This window comes from Streptomyces sp. F63 (genome assembly GCF_018070345.1).
In the GTDB taxonomy this organism is placed as follows: Bacteria; Actinomycetota; Actinomycetes; order Streptomycetales; family Streptomycetaceae; genus Streptomyces.
In genome coordinates, this window is the sequence record NZ_JAGPXX010000006.1 from 38,637 (window position 1) to 60,081 (window position 21,445).

9 protein-coding genes are annotated in these 21,445 nt (G+C 72.2%); 5 read left to right on the plus strand and 4 right to left on the minus strand.

Annotation, left to right across the window (positions count from 1 at the left end):
* Positions 1–20: 20 nt before the first annotated feature.
* The 5 genes from KBZ10_RS08855 (at position 21) to KBZ10_RS08875 (ending at position 13,606) form a co-directional block, all read left to right on the plus strand.
* Positions 21–4,583, plus strand: a complete 4,563-nt coding sequence (locus tag KBZ10_RS08855; protein WP_210986960.1) for a non-ribosomal peptide synthetase — start codon at positions 21–23, stop codon at positions 4,581–4,583.
* Between the two features lie 89 nt (positions 4,584–4,672).
* Positions 4,673–5,734 carry a ketoacyl-ACP synthase III family protein gene (locus KBZ10_RS08860; RefSeq protein ID WP_210986961.1) on the plus strand — a complete coding sequence of 354 codons (1,062 nt, stop codon included), beginning with the start codon at positions 4,673–4,675 and terminating at the stop codon, positions 5,732–5,734.
* A gap of 23 nt (positions 5,735–5,757) precedes the next feature.
* The gene (locus KBZ10_RS08865; RefSeq protein WP_210986962.1) at positions 5,758–11,031 is read left to right on the plus strand and encodes a type I polyketide synthase; all 5,274 of its coding nucleotides are present in this window, start codon (positions 5,758–5,760) and stop codon (positions 11,029–11,031) included.
* Between the two features lie 403 nt (positions 11,032–11,434).
* Positions 11,435–12,985, plus strand: coding sequence for a tryptophan halogenase family protein (locus KBZ10_RS08870; RefSeq protein WP_210987122.1), 1,551 nt, complete (start codon positions 11,435–11,437; stop codon positions 12,983–12,985).
* A 105-nt stretch (positions 12,986–13,090) separates the two neighbouring features.
* On the plus strand, positions 13,091–13,606 hold the full coding sequence (locus tag KBZ10_RS08875; RefSeq protein WP_210986963.1) for a flavin reductase family protein: 516 nt from the start codon (positions 13,091–13,093) through the stop codon (positions 13,604–13,606).
* Here KBZ10_RS08875 and KBZ10_RS08880 read toward each other — a convergent pair.
* The 4 genes from KBZ10_RS08880 to KBZ10_RS08895 form a co-directional block, all read right to left on the minus strand.
* Entirely contained in the window at positions 13,536–14,519 is a 984-nt protein-coding gene (locus KBZ10_RS08880; RefSeq protein WP_210986964.1) for a MarR family transcriptional regulator, read from the minus strand. The genes KBZ10_RS08875 and KBZ10_RS08880 overlap by 71 nt on opposite strands.
* A 126-nt stretch (positions 14,520–14,645) precedes the next feature.
* Positions 14,646–15,989, minus strand: coding sequence for an NAD(P)/FAD-dependent oxidoreductase (locus KBZ10_RS08885; protein WP_210986965.1), 1,344 nt, complete (start codon positions 15,987–15,989; stop codon positions 14,646–14,648).
* Positions 15,986–16,267: an acyl carrier protein gene (locus KBZ10_RS08890; protein WP_210986966.1), complete on the minus strand. Its 282-nt coding sequence runs from the start codon at positions 16,265–16,267 to the stop codon at positions 15,986–15,988. Before KBZ10_RS08890 ends, KBZ10_RS08885 begins: the two co-directional genes overlap by 4 nt.
* 29 nt (positions 16,268–16,296) lie before the next feature.
* The gene (locus tag KBZ10_RS08895) at positions 16,297–21,399 is read right to left on the minus strand and encodes a non-ribosomal peptide synthetase (protein ID WP_210986967.1); all 5,103 of its coding nucleotides are present in this window, start codon (positions 21,397–21,399) and stop codon (positions 16,297–16,299) included.
* Between the last annotated feature and the right edge of the window lie 46 nt (positions 21,400–21,445).

Consider the following 21,445-nt stretch of genomic DNA (forward strand, 5'->3'; position numbering starts at 1 on the left):
CGCGAGCGACGGAGTCGAGAATGATCGACCGGGGCGCCATCCGGCTTCCTTTGTCCGCCGGCCAGCAAGGGGTGTGGTTCGCCCATCAGTTGGACCCCTCCGGGCGGAAGTACAACTGCGCCGAGTACATCGCTGTCGACGGTCCGGTGGATGTCGCCCTGTTCCGCGCGGCCTGGACCGAGCTGCGCGCCGAGGCCGATGTCGTGCGCATCAAGTCCGTGGTCCAGGAGGACGGTCTGTGGCAGGTGCTGGACCCGGACCACGCGGCTGACCTGCTGCTGGTCGATGTCTCCGACGCGGATGACCCGGACGTCCGGGCACAGCGGTGGATGCGGGACGACGTCCGGCGCCCCGTGGAACTGAGCAGGGGCCCGATTTCCTCCTTCGCTCTGATCAAGCTCTCCGCGACGAGGTTCTTTTTCTACTACCGCATGCACCATGTCGTCATCGACGGTTACGGGGTCCATCTGCTGGGCCGGCGGCTGGCCGAGATATATTCCGTACTGGCCGCGGGGCATACCCGGGTTCCCCGGGTATTCGGCCCGCTGAAAGACCTTCTCGACGACGAGGCCCGGTACCGGGCCTCCGAGGCTTTCGAGGCCGACCGCGCGTACTGGGTGGAGCGCTTCGGCGACCGGCCGGCGCCCTTGCGGATCCCCTGCCGCCCGGGCGGCGAACCGGGTCTGCCGGAGGAGCGGCTGCGACTGCGACTGACGACCCGGCTCCCCGAGAACGACCTCGAACAACTGCGGAAGACCGCGGCCGTGGCCGGCACCACGTGGCAGATCGTGCTCATGGCGATCGTCGGTGCCTACGTCCACCGGGTGACGGGCCGCCGGGACGTCATTCTCGGCGTGCCCGTGACGGGAAGGCGCAGCGCCGCGGCCCGCCGGATCCCCGGCATGGCGACCAACAGCGTCCCCGTGCGTCTGGACATCGCGCCGGGCGCCGGCCTGACGGATCTGGTGCCGGGTCTGACGAAGGAGGTCGGCGCGGCGCTGAAACACGAACGCTTCCGGCTGGAAGATCTGCAGCGCGAAGTGGCCCCGGACGACGGAGTCGGCGCACTGATGGGCCCCATCGTCAACTTCATGCCGTACGGCGGACCGCTCCGTTTCGGAGACGCCCCGGCCACCAGCCACAACCTGGCCTCGGGGCCGGTCCTCGACCTGTTCATCACGTTTCGTCCCGAACCCGGCGGCGAAGCCATGTCCGTGGTCCTGGACGGGAATCCCGAGAAGCACGACCTGGAGAGCCTCGCGGAGCACCAGCGACGCCTGATGACGTTCATCCGTACCGTCGCCGCCACGCCACAGACCGCCCTCGCCTCGATCGACGTGCTCAGTGCGGCCGAACGGCAGCGGCTCCTCGCGGGACTCAACGCCACCGCGGTGCCCCTGAGTGACCAGACGGTTCCCGAGCTGTTCAGGAGACGGGCCGCTGCCGCCCCCCTGCACATCGCGCTCGTCCACGGCCCCGGCACCATGACGTACCGTGAGCTCGACGCGCGGTCGGACCTGCTCGCTCGCGAACTGGGCGGCAGGGGCATCGGCGCCGGTGATCTGGTGGCCCTCGCGCTGCCGCGGTCGCCGGAACTCATCGTCGCCATGCTGGCCGTACTCAAGGCGGGCGCCGCCTTCGTCCCCGTCGATGTGTCCTATCCCGTCGAGCGCTTCCTCCACACCCTGGACGACTCGTCCCCCGCCTACGTGATCACGACGAGCCACGAGACGAGAGTGCCCGAGGGCACGCCCCGCCTCCTCGTCGACGGCACGGGCTTCCCGTCGGACCGGGCGCGCTCCGTGGCGCCCCCGCCCGACGGGGGCCCGGACCATCCCGCGTACGTCGTCTACACCTCCGGCTCCACCGGCCGGCCCAAGGGCGTCGTCGTGCCGCACCGGGGCCTCGGGAACCTGGCTGAGGACCGTGCGCGGCGGTACGGCCTCGATGCCGAAAGCCGCGTGCTGCAGCTGGTGTCGCCGAGTTTCGACGTCGCGATGGCCGACATCTGGCCGACCCTGCTGGCGGGCGGCCGACTGGTCCTGGCCCCGGAGGGGCGGACCATGACGGGTGAGGACCTGGCCGGTCTGCTGCGCACGCAGCGGATCACGCATGCCGCGATCCCCCCGGTCTTCCTGGCCCGGACACCGGCCGAGGACCTGCCCGAACTCGGCGTACTGGTCACCGGGGGAGAGCCCGTTGCCCCCGAGACGCTGCGACGGTGGACCGGGGGCCGGCGGATCTTCATCGAGTACGGAGTCACCGAGGCGACGGTCACCACCACCGTGAGCCCGCCCCTGGATCCGGCCGGCGCGCCGTCGATCGGCCGCCCGATCGCCAACTGCCGGGTCTACGTCCTGGACGACGCCGGGATGCCGGTACTGCCGGGCGCCGTGGGGGAGTTGTACATCGAAGGCGCCGGGATCGCCCAGGGCTACCTGGGCCGGCCGGAGCTGACGGCCGAGCGGTTCGTACCGTGCGTGTACGGTCCGCCCGGGTCGCGCATGTACCGCACCGGTGATCTCGTGCGCTGGCGGGCCGACGACCAGCTCGAGTACCTCGGGCGGACGGACAGCCAGGTCAAGATCCGCGGCTTCCGCATCGAACTCGGTGAGATCGAGGCGGCCCTGGCCCGCCAGGAGTCGGTCCGGGCGGTGGTTGCCGCGGTGTGGGAGGACCGTCCGGGCAGCAGACAACTGGTCGCCCATGTGGTGCCGGCGCCGGGCACGGTGCTGGACACCGAGGAGGTGCGCCGGGTGGCCGCGCGCTCGCTGCCGGACCACATGGTCCCGATGGTGGTCGGGCTGGACGCTGTGCCGGTCACTCCGAACGGCAAGGTGGACCGCAGCGCGCTGCCGGCACCGGACTTCTCGTCGGCCGGGACCGGGCGGCCGCCGCGTGGCGACCGGGAGGAGATCCTGTGCGCGCTGTTCGCGCAGGTGCTCGGGCTGGACCGGTGCGGCGTGGAGGACTCGTTCTTCGGCCGCGGCGGCGACAGCATCACCGCGCTGCAACTCGTGGCGCAGGCACAGTGGGCCGGCCTCGAGTTCGAGGTGGGCGAGGTCTTCCGGCATCCGACCGTCGCGCAACTCGCCCCGCACACGCGTCTGGCCACCGGCGTCGAGGATCCGGCCGGGGCCGTGGGCAAAGGGAGCCCTCCGGCCGCGGTCCGCGGCCGACCGGAGCCCTGCCGCCCGGCGGGCGCCGCCGGCCTCACCCCCGCCGACCTGCCGCTGGTCCGGCTGGACCAGGCGGAGATCGACGCCTTGCGTGCCGCGCACCCCGGAATGTCCGATGTGCTGCCGCTGACACCCCTTCAGGAAGGGCTGCTCTTCCACAGTGTTCTGGCCATGGACGGCCTCGACTCCTACGCGGCACAACTCCGTCTCGACCTCGACGGCCCGCTGGACACGGCGGCTCTGCGAGCGGCCGCCACCGCACTCCTGGAGCGGCATGCGGGTCTGCGGTCGGCGTTCCGGCACGCCGACACCGAGGTCCCCGTGCAGATCGTCTGCGAGGGGCTGCGGCCGCCCTGGGCGGAGCGCGACCTGTCCGGAGTTCCGGAGGAAGGCCGGGAGACCGAGGCGCTGCGACTCGCGGCGGAGGAGCGGCGGCGGAAGTTCGACATGACGGCGCCACCGCTGCTCAGATTCCTGGTGCTGAAGCTCGCCGACCGCCGTCACCGGGTGGTGCTGACGGCACATCACATCCTGTGGGACGGCTGGTCCACCGCGATCCTGATGCGCGAACTGTTCACCCTGTACGGCCGTGGGGGTGACGGCACCGGGCTGCCCCCCGTACCGCAGCACCGTGACCACCTGGCTTGGCTGTCCGCCCAGGACCGCTCCGTCTCCCGGCGGGCCTGGGCCGGAGCACTGCGCGGTCTGCCCGGGCCCACCCACGTCGCCGCCGACGTGACGGGGCCGGCCGAGGGACACCAGCAGCACCTCACCCACGAACTCGGTGGGGAACCGACCGGGAAGCTCACCGCGTACTGCCTCGCCCACGGGGTGACGGTGAGTACCGCCGTGCACGGTGCGTGGGGGCTGCTGCTCTCCCGGATCACGGGAAGCGACGACGTGCTGTTCGGTACCTCCGTTTCCGGACGTCCCGCACAGTTGCCGGGCGTCGAGAACATCGTCGGCCTGCTCACCAACACGGTTCCGGTCCGGCTGCGGCTGCGGCCCGGGGAGCCTGTGATCACGACGCTGGCACGCCTGCAGGAGGAGCAGCTGGCGCTGGTGCCGCACCACCATCTGGGGCTGGCCGACATCCAGCGGCAGGCGACGGGCCCCGGGGAGGGTGCCGGGCTCGGTTACAGCGGTGGCGCGCTCTTCGACACCGCCATCACGTTCGTCAACCGCGCCCTGGAAGCGGATGGCCCGACCGGGATCGACGGGCTTCGGCTGACCGCCTTCGAGGTGGAGGACGGCACCCACTTCCCGCTCCGGCTGGTCGCTCTGGCGGGCCGCACGCTGACCCTGCGGCTGGGTTACCGGGCCGACGCCTTCTCCCGCCCCGAGGCGGAGCGGCTGCTCGCCCGGCTGGTGGAGACGCTGGAGACGCTCCCCGACCGGCACTGACCGGCACGGACCGGCTGACCGGCTGCCGGCACGAGACCCCGCACCATCCCCACCCCATCCCCACCCCATCCCGAGGAGGCGAGGCGGCCTTGCGTACGCCCGACGTGTTCATCAAAGGGCTCGGCACCTTCGTGCCCGACCCGGTCGCCATAGCGGAGGCCGTCGAGCAGGGGCACTACCCGGCCGTCGAGGCCGAACTGCACGACCTGTCCGGTGCGGCGGTGGCCGGCGAGATCCCCGCGCCCGAAATGGCCCTGCGGGCTGCGCAGCAGGCGTACAAACGCTGCGGTCACCGGCCCGAGGACACCGCCGTCCTGCTCTACGCCGACTCCTGGCACCAGGGGCCCGACGGCTGGCAGCCCCAGTACTACCTGCAACGGCACTTGGTCGGCGGCGACGTGCTCTCGGTCGAGGTGCGGCAGGGCTGCAACGGCATGTTCGCCGCGCTGCAACTGGCCGCCGCCCATGTGCGGGGCCGGGCCGCGGCGGCTGACGGCGAAGCGGCGACAACCGCGCTGCTGGTGGCGTCCGACAACTTCGGCACCCCGATGATGGACCGCTGGACCATGGGGCCGGGCTATGTGGCCGGCGACGCCGCCAGCGCCGTCCTCCTCACCACCGAACCGTCATTCGCCGAGTTGCTCGCGGTGGGTTCGGTCGCCGTGTCCGAGGCCGAGCAGATGCACCGGGGGGCCGAACCGCTCTTCCCGCCCGGTCCGACCGTCGGCCGCTCCCTCGACTTCCGGGCCCGCAACGCCGAGTTCAAACAGGCCGCGCTCGACGGGGGAACCGGCACCGGAGCACTGGTCAAGGTCCACGGGATGACGCTGGCACTGGTCGAGCGGACGCTGTCCGAAGCGGGCATCGGAATGTCCGACGTCACCCGGGTCGCCTACATGAACTACTCCCGGGAGATCGTCGAGCAGCGGTGCATGGCCGCCCTCGGCCTGCCCATGGAGAAGTCCACCTGGGAGTTCGGCCGGACGGTCGGACACCTTGGTGCGAGCGATCAGATCGTGTCCCTCGACCACCTGTTGCTCACCGGTGGACTGAAGCCGGGTGACCACCTGCTGATGCTCGGCGTCGGGCCGGGCGTCACCCTGTCGAGCGCGGTGGTGCGGATCCGCGACTCGGCCCCGTGGTGCAGCTGACCAAGGCTAAGGAGATCGAAGTCGTGTCCAATCGAGACAAACCCGCAGCCGAATCCGGGGCGGAGACCAGCACCTCACCCGGGAGCCCGCCGGAGCCGATCGCCGTGATCGGGACCGGCTGCCGCCTGGCGGGCGACGCCGACTCTCCCGGAGAGTTCTGGGACATGCTCCTGTCGGCACGTCACGGAATCGGCGACATGCCGCAGGACCGCTGGGGCATCTACCGGGATCTGGGGCCGGAGCACAGCTCCGCGGTCCGCCGCGCGGACGTACCGGGCGGCTACATCAAGAACATCGAGGGCTTCGACTCCGCCTTCTTCGGCCTCACACCCCGCGAGGCGGAGCTGATGGACCCGCAGCAGCGACTGCTCCTGGAGGTGGTGTGGGAGGCGCTCGAGGACGCGGGCATCCCACCGGACGGCCTCGCCGGCGGCGACACCGGCGTGTTCGTCGGCATCGGCTCGGACGACTACGGGCGGCGACTGCTGGAGGACCTGCCGAGGATCGAGGCCTGGACCGGCATCGGCAGCGCGATGTGCGCGGCCGCGAACCGGATCTCGTACGCCCTCGATCTGCACGGTCCCAGCGTCGCCGTCGACACGGCGTGCTCGGCGTCGCTGGTCGCCACCCACCTGGCCTGCCAGAGCCTGCGGGCCCGGGAGAGCGGGATCGCCCTCGTCGGCGGCGTCAACCTGATCATCTCGCCCGGCCTCTCCGTGACCCTGGAGTCCGCGGGCGCGACCGCCCCCGACGGACGCTGCAAGCCCTTCGACGCCTCGGCCAACGGCTATGGGCGGGGCGAGGGCGGCGCGGTCCTCGTCCTCAAACGGCTCGCCGACGCGCAGCGCGACGGTGACCGGGTACTCGCCGTCATCCGGGGCAGCCACGTCAGCCAGGACGGCCGGACGAACGGCATCATGGCCCCCAGCGGAGCGGCCCAGCAGCGGCTGCTGGAGGAAACCCTGCGCCGCACGGGCGTCAGCGCGGCATCGGTCGACTACATCGAGGCCCACGGCACCGGAACCCGGCTCGGCGACCCTCTCGAAGCGGGCGCTCTCGGCGCCGTGTACGGCAGGGGACGGCCCGCCGGTGAACCGGTCCTGATCGGCTCGGTCAAGCCGAACGTGGGCCACCTGGAGGCGGGAGCGGGCGTCGCCAGTCTGCTCAAGGCCACGCTCGCCCTCGCACACGGGGAGATCCCGCCGACCCTCAACCACACCCGGGGCAACCCGGCCGTCGACTGGGAGTCGGGCGGGCTGCGGGTCGTCACCGAGCGAACCCCGTGGCCCGACCGGGGCCGGCCACGCCGTGCCGGTGTCTCCGGCTTCGGATACGGCGGCACGATCGCCCACGTCATCCTGGAGCAGGCGCCCGAGCCCGCCGCCCCCTCCGCGGCGCCGCCGAAGGAGGCGGGCCCACGGCTGTTCCCGCTGTCCGGGAAATCGCAGGCCGCCCTGCGCGAGTACGCCGCCGAGTTCGCCCGATGGCTGACCGCGGAGGGCCGGGGCGTGTCCCTGGACTCCCTCGGACACACCCTGGCGCTGCGCCGCTCGCACCTGGACACCCGGGCCGCGATCGTCGCGCGGGACCGGGAGGAACTGGTGGCCGGACTGCGGACGGTCGCCGACGGCGACGAGTCGCGCACGGTGGTCGTCGGCACTGCCCCGGCAGCGCCGGGCAGGAGCCTGGTGTGGGTGTTCTCGGGCCACGGCTCGCAGTGGGCCGGCATGGGACGCGGACTGCTCACGTCGGAACCCGCGTTCGCGGCGGTCATCGACGAACTGGAACCGGTCTTCCGGGAGGAGATCGGCTTCTCCCCCCGGCAGGTCCTGCTGGACGGCGACTTCGGCACCGTCGACCGCATCCAGACCATGATCTTCGCGGTGCAGCTGGGCCTCGCGGAGGTCTGGCGGGCCCGCGGAGTCGAGCCGGACGCCGTGATCGGCCACTCCGTCGGAGAGATAGCCGCGGCCGTGACCTGCGGCCTGCTCTCCCGCGCCGATGGCGCCCGGCTGATCTGCCGCCGGTCGAAGCTGCTGCGCAGGGTGGCCGGTCAGGGCGCGATGGCGATGGCCTCGGTCTCCGTCGAGGAGGCCGTGGAACGGCTCGCGGGTCGCAGCGACGTGGTGGCCGCCATCGCGGCGTCCCCGCACTCCACGGTGGTCTCGGGCGACATCGCCGGCGTCGAGGAGCTCGTCCGGACGTGGCAGGCCGAGGGGATCCAGACGCGCCGGGTGGCGTCCGACGTCGCCTTCCACAGCCCGCAGATGGACCCGCTGCTGGACGAACTCGCCGCGGCCGCGGCGGACCTGCGCCCCGGTGAGCCACGGATTCCGATGTACTCGACCGCGCGTCCCGACCCGCGCACCCTTCCCTCCGCCGACGGCGCCTACTGGGCCGCCAACCTGCGCAACACCGTCCGGCTGGCGGCGGCGACCCGGGCCGCGGCGGAGGACGGCCACCGGGCGTTCCTGGAGATCTCGGCGCACCCCGTGGTCGCCCACTCGATCGGCGAGACGCTGGCCGAGGAAGGCATCGAGGACGCCTTCGTCGGCTCCTCCCTGCGGCGCGACCGGCCCGAACCGGAGACCCTGCTCTCCGCCCTGGCCGCCGCCCACGCCCACGGCGTCGGGCTCGACTGGTCACGCCTCCAGCCGGCCGGTGATCCGGTCGCCCTGCCGAGGGTTGCCTGGCAGCGGCGGCCGCACTGGCGGGAGACGTCCTTCCCCGGCGCCGGCCGGGGCGGGGGACACGATGTGGACGCGCACCAGTTGCTCGGGCAGCCCGTGGCCGTCTCCGGCCGCTCCCTGCGCCTGTGGCGCACCTTCCTGGAGCACGCGAACCGGCCCTATCCGGGCAGCCACACGATCAACGGGACCGAGATCGTCCCGGCCGCCGTGCTGCTCACCACATTCCTGGCCGCGGCGGCCGACGGCTCCGCCACCGCGGAGGAGAAGAGCGCCGGATGCCTGAGAGACGTCGCACTGAGACTGCCCCTGACGGTGTCCGAGCGCCGGGAACTCCAAGTCGTGCGGGAGGACGACGGGCTTCAGCTGTCCTCCCGGCCGGCGGAGGGCGACGGCTCCTGGCTCATCCACACGACCGCCACCACGGGCCCGGCGGAGGAGACGCCCCCAGGTGTCCTGCCCGTGGCACCCGAGGGGCTGGTCCCCGCCGACCCCGGCGAGATCCAGCGGCATCTCGCCTCGGTCGGGGTCCCGGGTATGGGCTTCGACTGGACCGTCGAGAGCCTCCTGCGAGCCGAGGGCACGCTGCACGCCCGCGTACGGCCCGGCCGGACGGAGCGGGCACCGGTGACCTGGGCCCCGATCCTCGACGCCGCGCTGTCCCTCGCCCCCTCCACGTATCCCGGCCCGGCCGTGCTGCGCATGGTGGCCGGCCTCGCCGGGCTGCGTGTCGAGGGCACTCCGCCGCCGGTGGCCGACATCCGGGTGACCCATGATGCGGCGACCGGCACGGTCGACGTGCTGGTCGCGGACCCGGACGGCGGGGTGGCGGCCGCGCTGACCGGCGTGCGGTACGGGACGATCGGCCAGGAGTCGATGGTGGCCGCGTCACCCCGCGACCTGGTCCACGAGGTCGTATGGCGTCCGCTCGAACGGACGCCGGAGGACGGGGCCGCCACGGGGAGCGCCGGCCGGGACGTGGTGCTGATCGGCGCCGTCGACCATCCGCTGGCCGGGGCGTTGCGCGAGCGCGTCACCGCCGGGGGACGCCGGTTCCTGGCCCTGAAGCGGCCCGGTGATCTCGACGGACCGGCGGTGGGGCTCGGCGCGGACACGGACGTACTGGTGCTGCCGCCGCCGGCGGCGCCGGATGACGCGGTGCCCCAGGCCGCGGCCGCGAACGCCTGGCTGCTGCTGGAAACCGCACAGCGGCTGGCCGCCCTGGACACCCTCCGGTTCCCCCGGTTGTGGGCCGTGACCACGGGGGTGCGGGAGAGCCGGGGAGCGACGGGGCCCGCACACTCCCCGCTGTGGGGGCTCGGCAGGGTCATCGCCGGTGAGCACGGCGAGCTGTGGGGCGGCATCGTCGACCTTCCGGCGGAGGACGGCGCGGAGCAGGTGGCGGATCCGCTGCTCGACGTGGTGCGGGCGGCGCCGCAGGAGGACGTGGTGTCACTGCGGGCGGCGGGCGGAGCCGAGGTGTCCCGGCTCGCCCCCACCGGGCGGGAGGCGCGGCACGAAGCCGTGGCCTGCCGGTCCGACGGCACGTATCTGATCACCGGTGGTCTGGGTGTCCTGGGCCTGGAGGTCGCCCACTGGCTGGCCGAGCGGGGGGCCCGGCGGCTGGTACTGGCCGGGCGGCGCGGACTGCCGCCGCGGGCGGAGTGGGACGGTGTGACCAACGAGGCGGTGCGGCGTCGGATCGCGGGTGTGCGGGCGCTGGAGGCGCTCGGGGTCACCGTGCGCGTGGTGGCACTGGACATCGCCGACGCGGCCGACGCCGCCCGGCTGCTCACGCCGGACGCCCTTGGCATGCCGCCGATCAGGGGAGTGGTGCACGCGGCGGGCGTCCTCGACAACCGGATGGTCCCGGACGTGGACGAGGCATCGCTGCGGGCCGTGATGCGGCCGAAGGCGCAGGGCGCGTGGGTGCTGCACCACTTGTTCCCGGCCGGCAGTCTGGACTTCCTCGTGCTGTTCTCCTCCTGCGGTCAGCTGCTCGGCCTGCCCGGCCAGGCCGGCTACGGCTCCGCCAACGCGTTTCTGGACGCCCTGGCGCACCACCGCGGTGACACCACGAGCTTCGGCTGGACCTCCTGGCGCGGCCAGGGCATGGCGGTCAACGAGGTGGTGGACCTGGAGCTCCGCGAACGGGGTGTGACGGACATCTCGCTGTCCGAGGCCTTCGCGGCCTGGGACCACGCGGCGCGCCGGGGCACGGGCCACTTCCCGGTGCTGCGGACGGTCCCCTTGGAGGCGGGCACCGAACGACTGCCGCTGCTGCGGGAGATCGGCACCGTGGAGCCCGCCGGGGCCGGTGCGGGGCGGGGGAGCGGGGACCCGTTCGCCGGCCTGACGGGCGAGGAGCTGCGCGAGCGGCTGACCGAGGAGATCGCCGGGCAGATCGCCGGCGAGATGCGGCTCCCCGTGGCGTCACTGGACATCCGGCGCTCTCTGGTGGAGCAGGGGCTCGATTCGGTCATGACGATCGTCATCCGCAGGCGTCTGGAGAAGAGCTTCGGCCACAAGCTGCCGGCCACACTGCTGTGGCACCAGCCGACGGTGAGGGCGATCAGCGAGCACGTCGCGGAGCTGCTGTCGGCGGACTGAGTCCGCCTCGCACGGCCGCCCCCTCACGAGGCCGCCCCCGCTCCGGCCGGAGCGGGGGCGGCCTCGGCCGTCGCCGGGTCCGGCGGGACGAACGCGGGGGCCGTCTTGCCGCGGGCCCCGCGCGTCCCGGTGCCGCTGACCGGCTTCCACCGCCGGTATCGCGTCCGGTGTGCGGCGTCCGGAACTCCTTTGTGAGGTTCTCCGAGACGGTGTGCACCGGGATATGACCCCGCTTCCGGAACGCGGGGGCGCGGCGGGGCGAAACGCGCCGCGTTGCGGCCGGGGGCGGCCTCGGGAATCACCTGCGATTTTCAGTGGTCGCTTAAGGACCTTCCAGGGCTTGTGCCGCGCTTCTAATGTCAAGTTCCATCTGGCCCTCGTGGATTCGGGATAGGGGATGAGCATGCTCAACAAGGTCGTCATCGTGGGTGGGGGTACGGCGGGCTGGATGACCGCCTCGTATCTCAAGGCCGCTTTCGGGGAGCGCATCGATATCACGCTGGTGGAGTCCGCGAAAGTCGGAACCATCGGGGTGGGGGAAGCCACTTTCAGCGACATCCGGCACTTCTTCGAGTTTCTGGGGCTCAAGGAGAAGGACTGGATGCCGGCGTGCAACGCCACGTACAAACTGGGCGTGCGGTTCGAGAACTGGCGCGAGCAGGGTCACTACTTCTATCACCCGTTCGAGCAGATGCGTTCCGTCAACGGCCATCCGCTGACGGACTGGTGGCTCCAGCAGGGCCCCACCGAGCGGTTCGACAAGGACTGCTTCGTCATGGCCTCGGTCATCGACGCCGGGCTCAGCCCGCGCAGGCTCGACGGCACGCTGCTCGACACTCCGTTCGATGACAACGCGGAGGAAGCGCAGGGCCTGACGATGTCCGAGCACCAGGGCAAGACCCAGTTCCCGTACGCGTACCACTTCGAGGCGGCGCTGCTGGCCGAGTATCTGACGACGTACGCCACGGAACGCGGCGTCAGACATGTGATCGACGACGTCGAGGCGGCGGACCTCGACGAACGGGGCTGGATCAGCTCGGTCCGCACGGCTCGGCACGGTGCGCTCACCGGTGATCTGTTCATCGACTGCACCGGCTTTCGCGGCGTGCTGCTGAACAAGGCCCTGGAGGAGCCGTTCATTTCCTACCAGGACACCCTGCCCAACGACAGCGCGGTCGCGCTCCAGGTCCCGATGGACATGGAGCGGCGCGGTATCCGCCCCTGCACCACGGCCACCGCCCAGGACGCCGGGTGGATCTGGACGATCCCGCTGACGGGCCGGGTCGGCACCGGTTACGTCTACGCCAGGGACTACCTCTCTCCCGAGGAGGCCGAGCGCACACTGCGCGAGTTCGTCGGTCCGGCGGCGGCCGGGGCCGAGGCCAACCACATCCGGATGCGCATCGGCCGCAGCCGCAACTCCTGGGTGAAGAACTGTGTCGCCATCGGGCTGGCCAGCGGTTTCGTCGAGCCGCTGGAGTCGACAGGGATCTTCTTCATCCACCATGCGATCGAGCAGCTGGCCAAGAACTTCCCCGGCCCCGACTGGCACCCCACACACCGCGACCGGTACAACGACGCCGTCGCCCGTGTCATGGACGGAGTACGGGAGTTCCTGGTGCTGCACTACGTGTCGGCCAAACGGTCCGACACGCAGTACTGGCGCGACACCAACACGCGTCCGATCCCGGACGGGCTCGCCGAGCGCATCGAGAAGTGGCGTACGCAACTGCCGGACAGCGAGACGGTGTTCCCCTACTACCACGGGCTGCCACCGTATTCGTACATGTGCATCCTGCTGGGCATGGGCGGCATCGGCCTGAAGCCGTCGCCCGCGCTCGCGCTGGCCGATCCGGCCGCCGCCCAGCGCGAGTTCGAGGCGATCCGGGAGAAGACCGGGCAACTCGTCAACACGCTGCCCAAGGCGTACGACTACTTCACACGGGCACACTGACGCGGCCGTGGTGCCGTCACCTCACGCAGACCGTGGCGGGCCGCCGTGCGGGCCCGCCACGGCAGGCCTTGCCCGGGCAGCAGTGCCGGCGGAGAGCGGAGTGCGATGAACGAATCGACCATACCGACGCCGGTCCCGGCGACTCCGGACCAGTTCCGGACGCTGATGAGCGGCTTCCCCACCGGGGTCGCCGTCGTCACCGCGACGGACACCATCGGCGTGGAGCGCGGCATGACCTGTTCGTCCCTGTGCGGAGTGTCGCTCGACCCGCCCGTCCTGCTGGTGTGCCTGCGGGTCGGCAGCCCCACGCTGGAGGCGGTGCTGGGTCGCGGGACCTTCGCGGTGAACCTGCTGCACGCGGACGCCCGGCCCACGGCCGAGCTGTTCGCCTCGGGCGATCCGCACCGCTTCGACGAGGTCGTCTGGGAGACGGGGCCGGGGGCGGCGGGCCCGCACCTGGTGCGGGACGCGCACACCGTCGCGGACTGCGGTGTGCGGTCGGCGCAGCCCGTGGGCGACCATGTGACGGTGTACGGGGAGGTCCGCCGGGTCACCCGGCGAGGTGAGCGGATCCCGCTGCTGTACGGCCTGCGGCAGTTCCGGCCCTGGCCGGAGCGGTGACCACACCCGTGCCGGCCCGCAGCCGGCCGCCGAGCAGCGCCAGGCCGAGGGGCGTCACCGTGTGCAGCACCCTGTTGCGCACCCGGCGCGTGGTGATGAGCCCCGACTGGCGCAGCACGGCGGCCTGCTGGCTGGCGCCCGCTGAGGAGATGCCCAGACGGGCGGCGAGCTGACCGGTGGTGCACGCGGTCGTCATCAGCACCCGCAGCGCGGCCGCCCGGGTCTGGCCTACGAGGGCGCCGAGCGCCTGGACGTCGGGCCCGGGGCCGCCCCACAGGTCGTCGGCCCGGGTGCCGGCCGGCGGGACGGCGAAGACGAGCGCCGCCATACCCGTGTCCGCTTCGCACTCGACGACCCGGCCGACCTTCCCGGGCAGGAAGACGGAGGGGCACAGCAGCAGGCCCCGGCCGCTGAGGCGGATCTCGCGGTCGGGACCGTCGGGTATCTCCAGCACCGAGCCGGTCCACACGATCCTGGGGTGCAGCGTGGCGAGCAGTTCCTCCACGCCGCCGGCCATGACGATCCGGCCGCGTGCCTCGCACTCGGCCAGGAGCCGTTCACCAATGCGGTCCCAGTACGGGGCGACCGCCGCCCGCCACACGTCCAGGGCCAGCCGGACGGCGTCCGCGCGGCTCAGTCCCAGCGGTGTCCCGTCGTCCGGCGCCGCCGTCCGGTCGAGCAGGAACAGCAGGTCGTCCGGGGCCTTGACGGTGCGCGACAGCAGGGCGGACGGCGTCCGGGGTGCCGCCCGCTGGAGCAGGCGGTGGTGGGCGTCGCCACGCCATCGCGCGTAGTCGGCATGGCCGGATCCGGCCAGTACCCCGAGTGCGAAGGCGCCCTCGGCGACCGGGCCGAGCGTGCTCCGCAGCCGGGTGCGGGCCAGGTCGGCCGCGCTGAAGTGAACTCTCTGCATGCTCGCCCCCGTTGGTGGTTCCGGAAGTGGCGCGCCCACCGGCTCCCTCTTCCCGGCGCCGCGGCAGGCGGTCGCCGGGCGGAGAACGGCACCGGTGGGCGGGCCGTCGGCGGACGGCCCGCCCGGTCAGAAACCGGGCGCCGAGGCCGGTGCCCGGAGTGTGCCGAGGTAGGGATGCCACAGATGACCGGGGTTGCTCTCCACCTCCGCCACGATCTCCCGCATCGCCGCGAGCGCCTTGGGTTCCTCCCCGTCGTAGACGTCGCCCTGGAGCATCTTCAGCACGTCGATGCGATAACGCGGGTCCTGGACGAAGGCGGTGAACAGGACGTTCAGGCGGTAGTAGATGGAGATGAACTCGTACCAGTACTTCACCGCACGGCGGAGCTTGCTCTCGTAGGTCTCGAACCGTTTCCTGGTGAAGTCGCCCGCCCCGTGCGCCGCGACGATGTCCTGGGCGGCGATGCGTGCGCTGTTCAGGGCGACGCTCACACCGCTGGAGAAGATCGGGTCGACGAAGCGTGCCGCGTCCCCGATCAGCACGAAGCGGTCGCCGCAGATCTGCTGCATCGCGTAGCTGTAGTCACCCTCGGCCTTGAAATCCCTGATCCGTTCGGCGCTCTTCAGGGCGTCGTGCAGTTCGGGGCGGCTGGCGACGAAGTCCCAGAAGAACCCCGCGCGGTCCTTGGCCGCGGCGGTGAAGCGCTTCTTCTGTGTCACCACACCGATGCTGGTGATCTTGTCGCTGATCGGGATCTGCCACACCCAGGCGTCCTTGATGGGCAGGAAGTGGACGAAGATGTGGTCCACCTGGGCGGCGTCGGCGGCGATCGCCTCGCGGTCCAGGCCCTCGAACCAGGTGTGGACGGCGTACTGGTCGAAGACCGGGTCCGGAACCTTCACCTTGAGCTGCCGCCCGAGCAGCGTGCTGCGGCCAGAGGCGTCGACGACCATACGGGCGGTGAACCCGGTCTCCTTGGAGGCCAGTCGCACCCGCAGCCGTACCAGTTCGGGGTCGGCGAAGTCCACCTCCAGGACCCGGGCGCCGTTGAGGACGGTGGCGCCCTGTTCGCCGGCGTGCCGGAGCAGGATGGCGTCGAACCTGCCGCGGTCCACGTGGAAGGTGTAGTCGCGGTCGACACCCGGCTGGTTGCGCTCCACGAACGCGATGTCGGCGGTCCAGCCGTGGCTGAGGCCGCTGTATCCCAGGCGCGGTATGTCCCGCGACTCGGCGGAGGTCCACGAGGCGCCGTACTTCTTCGGGAACCCGGCCTCGTCGATCTTGCCCAGAGCCCCGATCTCGTGGAGCACGGGGGTGGTCGCGGGGACCAGTGACTCACCGACGTGCGGCCGGGGAAAGGTCTCGCTTTCGAACACGACGACGGAGAGGCCGGCCCGGGCGAGGTAGGAGGCCATGGTCGAGCCGGCCGGCCCACCCCCGACGACGGCGATGTCGAAGTCGGCGTTCATGTCCGCTCCTTCTGGGCGTCGGGGTCCAGGGACAGCTCGTGCAGCATGCCGGCGATGGTCCGGATGTCCTTGAAATGATCGAAGTCGATCTTCGCGGGGGACACGTACAGGCCCAGTTCGTCGCGTATGTAGGTCAGCAGGAGAGCGACCCGCAGCGAGTCCAGGACGCCCGACTCCATGAGCGGGGACACGTCGTTCAGCTTCGTCCGCTCATCTTCCGGGAGAAATTCCTCTCCGATGAACTTGATGAGCGCGGATGCGTAGTCCTCTTCGGTCACAAGTATTCCCTTTCTGCGTATTCCGGTTTTCATGTGTTGCCGTTCGGCGAGTGGTGCTCGCCCCACTCCCGTGCCTCCGTCATCAGATCCTCCTGCGACATCTGATCGATCTCCGCGCGAACCTCTGCCTCCACCGCCTCGGCCAGTTCTGCGACGGTGCCGCCCTCGAAGACGGCTCGGGTGGGGAAGTCGATGTCAAACGCCTGCTGGAGCTCGGCGATCAGCCGGATCGCGAGAATCGAATTTCCGCCGCTGCGGAAGAAATGGCTGTGCGCGCCGGCCCGGATCCCGAGAAGTTCTTCGAATATCCCCGCGATGCGTTCCTCCACGACGCCGCGTGGCTCGACCAGTTCGTCCGCCGCCTCCCGGGGTTCGGGCAGTGCCGCCCGGTCCAGCTTCCCGTTGGCGTTCAGCGGGATGCGGTCGATCGGTGTGAACGTACGGGGGACCATGTAAGCGGGAAGCCGCTCCGCCACATGGGCCGCCAGCTCCTGCCGGAGCTGCGCCGGTTCCGGGGTCCCGGGGGCGGGCACCCAGTGGGCGGCCAGGCCGGTGTTGCCGTCCGCGTCCCCGACGGCGGTCACCACCACGTCCGCGACGGCGGGGTGTGTGCCGAGCACGCTTTCGATCTCGCCGAGCTCCACCCGGTGGCCGCGGACCTTCACCTGGCCGTCCCGCCTGCCGACGAAGTCGACCAGGCCGCCGGGCAGCAGCCGCACCAGGTCGCCGGTGCGATAGAGCCGGGCCCCCGCGGGACCGTACGGGTCGGGCACGAAACTCGTGGCGGTCAGCTCCGGACGGGCCGCGTACCCCCGGGCCACGCCGAGGCCGCCGACATACAGTTCGCCGACCACTCCCGTCGGCGACGGACGCATCAGGTCATCGAGGACATGCATCGTCACACCCGGCAGCGGCCGTCCGATGGGCACCGACGCGCCGTGCACAGGAGCCGTCACCGGATGGATGCAGGTGCCGACGGAGGCCTCGGTCGGCCCGTACTCGTTGATGAGCCGCCCGGGGCCCAGCGCTCGGGCCCACGCGTCGGCCCGGCGGACCGGCAGCGTGTCGCCGGCCACCACGATCACCCCGGCCAGCTCGGCCAGCCGCTCCGGGCCGAGCTGCTGCGCGAGGATCTCCAGATGCCCCGGGGTCAGCTTGAGGAAGGAGAACGGAGCGGCGGACCGCAGCCGCGATCCCAGCTCCGCCAGATCCAGATCCTGGGGGAGCAGATGCATGGGCAGACCCGCGAGCAGGGGTGCCCACAGATTCGGCACCACGAGGTCGAAGGCCACCGACGAGAACACCGCGCCGCCGCCGGTACCGCGTGAGGCGAGTTCCCCGGCGGCCCAGCGGACATGGTTGGCCAGCCCGCGATGGGTGATCTGGACGCCCTTGGGCCGGCCGGTGGAACCGGAGGTGTAGATCACGTACGCCAGCAGGTCCAGATCCCGGCCCGCCTCCGGGGCCAGGTGTGCGGGATGCTCCAGTGGTGCGCCGGGCTGGGCGGCGATCAGGTCCGCGTCACCGTCGGTCGTCACCAGGCGTCCGGTGAAGGCGCCGGAGAGCCGCTCCCGGTGCCGGGACCCCGTCACCACCACCCGCACGCGCGCGTCCGCGAGCACACCGCTGACGCGGTCCACGGGGAAGGACGGGTCCAGCGGAAGGTAGGCGGCGCCGGCCTTCCACACGGCCAGCAGGGCCACCGGCAGGTCGATGCCCCGATCGGCCAGGACGCCGACCACCGATTCGGGCCCTACGCCGAGCCCGCGCAGCAGACGGGCCAATTGGTTGGCCCGGGCGTCGAGTTGGGCGAAGGTGACCGTCGCACCGTCGGCGACGAGCGCCGTGGCGTCCGGTTCGGCCGCGGCCCGCGCCGCGATCAGCGCCGGCACGGATGCCGTCACCTCGGGTGCCGGGGTGTGATTGTGCGGCCCCGGAGCGGCCAGGGCGCGTCGCTCCTCGTCCGGCAGCAGATTCAGGGCGCCGAGGCGACCCAGCGGCTCGGCGGCGACCGACTTCAGCAACTGGAGGAAGTGCCCCGCGAGCCGCTCCACGGTGGCGCGCTCGAACAGCGAGGTGGCGTACTCCAGGGCGCCGATCAGGGTGCCGTCGGGCTGCCTGCGCATATAGAGGGTGAGGTCCGTCTTCGCGACGGACGACACCTCGGTCACCGCGTCGAGCTCCTCCACGTCGGCCGCCGAGCCGGTGAGTTCCTCGCCGTGGTAGTCGAAAGCCACCTGGTAGAGCGGCGTGCGCGACAGATCGCGCTCGGGCGCGAGTTCGGCGACGAGTTCCTCGAAGGGCAGTTCCTGGTGACCGAAGGCGTCCTTGCAGACCTCCCTGACCCGCGTCAGCGCCTGCTCGAAGGCGAGCGTTCCGTCCAGTGGGCAGCGCAGCACGAGACTGTTGAGGAAGAACCCGACGACCGTTTCGATCTCGGGCCGCTCCCGCCCGGCCACCGGGGTCCCGATCACCACGTCCCACTGCCCTGTGTACCGGGCCAGCAGGGTCGTGAACGCCGTGAGCAGCACGGCGAACGGGGTCGCGTCGCCGCGCCGCCCCACCTCGGTGAGCGCGTGCGCCACACCGGCGGGGACGGTGAACGTGACGACCGAGCCACGGGCGTCCCGGGCGGCGGGCCGCGCCCGGTCGGTGCGCAGGGCCAGCGGGACGGCGCCGTCGAGCACCCTCTTCCAGTGGTCGAGCTCATGTGCCACGACCTCCTCGGTGAGCCGCTCGCGCTGCCAGACCGCGTAGTCGGCGTACTGCACCGGCAGCTCGGGCAGTTCGGGGCGACGGCCGGCGCGCAGGGCGCCGAGGACGGTGTGGAACTCGTCGCGGAGGACCGTCGCCGACCAGCCGTCGCCGATGATGTGGTGCATCAGCAGGACCAGCGTGCGGTCCGCGACCCGGGCGGCGGAGCCGGTCCCGGGCTCGCTGATCAGCAGCGCGCGGACGACGGGGCCGTGCTCCAGGTCAAAACCCTGGGCAGCGTCCCGCTCGACGAGTCCGCCGACATCTGCCCGCGGAGCCGTGGCGGTGCGCAGCGCCATCGGGCCGGGCGGGTCGATGATCTGCGCCGGCTCACCGTCCTGGCCGCCGTCGGCCACGAACCGTGTGCGCAACGCTTCGTGACGGGCCATCAGCTCATCGAGGGCCTGTCGCACCAGTGCTTCGCCGTCGGTCACGGGTACCCGCAGGAACAGGCCCGTCACCCATTCACGGCTGCGCGGTTGGATCCGCTCCAGCAGCCACAGCCGCCGCTGACCGAGTGAGAGCGGCAGACGGCCGGTGCGCGGCACCGGCCGCACCGCCGGCACCGCCGGCCGCCGTGCGCCGTGGTCCTCAGCCGTGATCAGGCGGGCCTGGGCGGCGACGGTCGTCGCGCGCAGCAGCCGGTGCAGTTCAACGTCCCGGCCGGTCGCGGCGCGCAGCCGGTTGGCGAGCCGGGTGAGCTGGAGGGAGGAGCCGCCGAGCCGGAAGAAGTCGTCGTGCACCCCGATGTCCTCGGTGCGCAACAGCTCCCGCCACAACCCGGCGACCAGCCGCTCCGCCTCCGTGGCGGGCACGACCCGCCGTGCGCCCGCCGGACCGGGCGCGGGAAGCGCCAACCGGTCCAGCTTGCCGCTGGACGTCCTGGGGAACGACTCCACGGCGACGTACACGGCGGGCAGATGACTCTCCGGCAGGCGCCCGGCGAGGAACTCCCGCAGCGCTCCGGGCGCCGCGGGTCCGGATCCCGGACGAGGGAGCACGTACGCCGCGAGCCGCAGACCGCCCTCCGGCGCCCGGTAGGAGGTGACGGCCACCTCCCCGACCTCCGGGTGACCTGCCAGGGCGGCCTCGACCTCGGCGGGGTCGATCCGGACGCCATTGATCTTGACCTGGTGATCCGTCCGGCCGACGTACTCGAGACTGCTGTCGGCCCGCCGGCGTACGAGGTCGCCCGTCCGGTAGAGCCGTGCCCCCGCCGGGCCGCAGGGGTCGGGCACGAACCGCTCGGCCGTGAGCCCGGGCCGGCCCAGGTAGCCGTGGGCCAGCCCGATGCCACCGAGGTACAGCTCCCCCTGCCCGCCGGGTTCCACGGGGTTCCCGTCGGGACCGGCGACGACCGTGCGGATTCCGTCGAGAGGGGTTCCGATGGGCACCGGACCGGAACGCTGGACCGGGTCGAAACGGTGAGCGGTGACCTCGTTGGTGCACTCGGTGGGACCGTAGGTGTTCCACACCTCGACCCCGGCCCCGTGATCCCCCATGGCCCGCAGGAAGCGCTGGACGAGTTCGGCGTGCAGCTGTTCGCCGCCGGAGGAGAGCAGCCTGAGGGTCGTGCAGTCCCGCCAGGCGGGTTCGTCGGCCAGCATGCGCAGCACCGATGGCACCACCTGCAGGACCGTGACCCGGTGCTCGTTGACCGTGCGCACCAGCAGGGCGGTGTCCCGCTCGGCATCCGCCGGCGCCATCACCACCGTGCCGCCGCCGGCCAGCGGGGCGAAGATCTCCCAGCCGGCGGCGTCGAAGGTCAGGGGGGTCTTGTGCAGAACCCGGTCACCGGGGCCGAGGCCGTGGGTGCGCACCCGCCAGCCGACCTGGTTGGCGAGGCCCTCATGACTGACCACGACGCCTTTCGGCCGTCCGGTGGAACCGGAGGTGTGGAGCACGTATGCGGGATGCGCACCGGACACCTCGACCGCCGGCGCCTCCTGCGGCAGCCCTTCCAGCGCCCGTGCGCCGGCGTCCAGCTCCACCGTCCGCACGGCCGCGTCCCGGAAGCGCGCCGCCCTGTCCGGCCCGGTCACCACCACCGCGGCCCCCGTGTCCGCCAGGATGGCGGCGGTGCGGGGCTCCGGATGGCCGGGGTCGAGCGGCACATAGGCCGAGCCCGCCTTCCAGATGGCCAGCAGCGCGACGGCGAGGCGTGTGCCGCGGTCCAGCAGGACGCCGACCGGCGCGCCCGGCCCGGCACCGGAGCGCAGCAGCAGGTGGGCCAGCCGGTTGGCGCGGCGGTCCAGTTCGCCGTAGGTCAACGCCCGTTCCCCGGCCACGACCGCGAGGGCGTGGGCGGATGAAGCGGCCCGGTGCGCGATGACTTCGTGGAGCGGCCCCGCCGCGGACGGATCCGTCGAGTGGTACATCAACTCTCCCAAGGGGTCGGCAGTGCTCGGCCCGGGCGCACCCGCG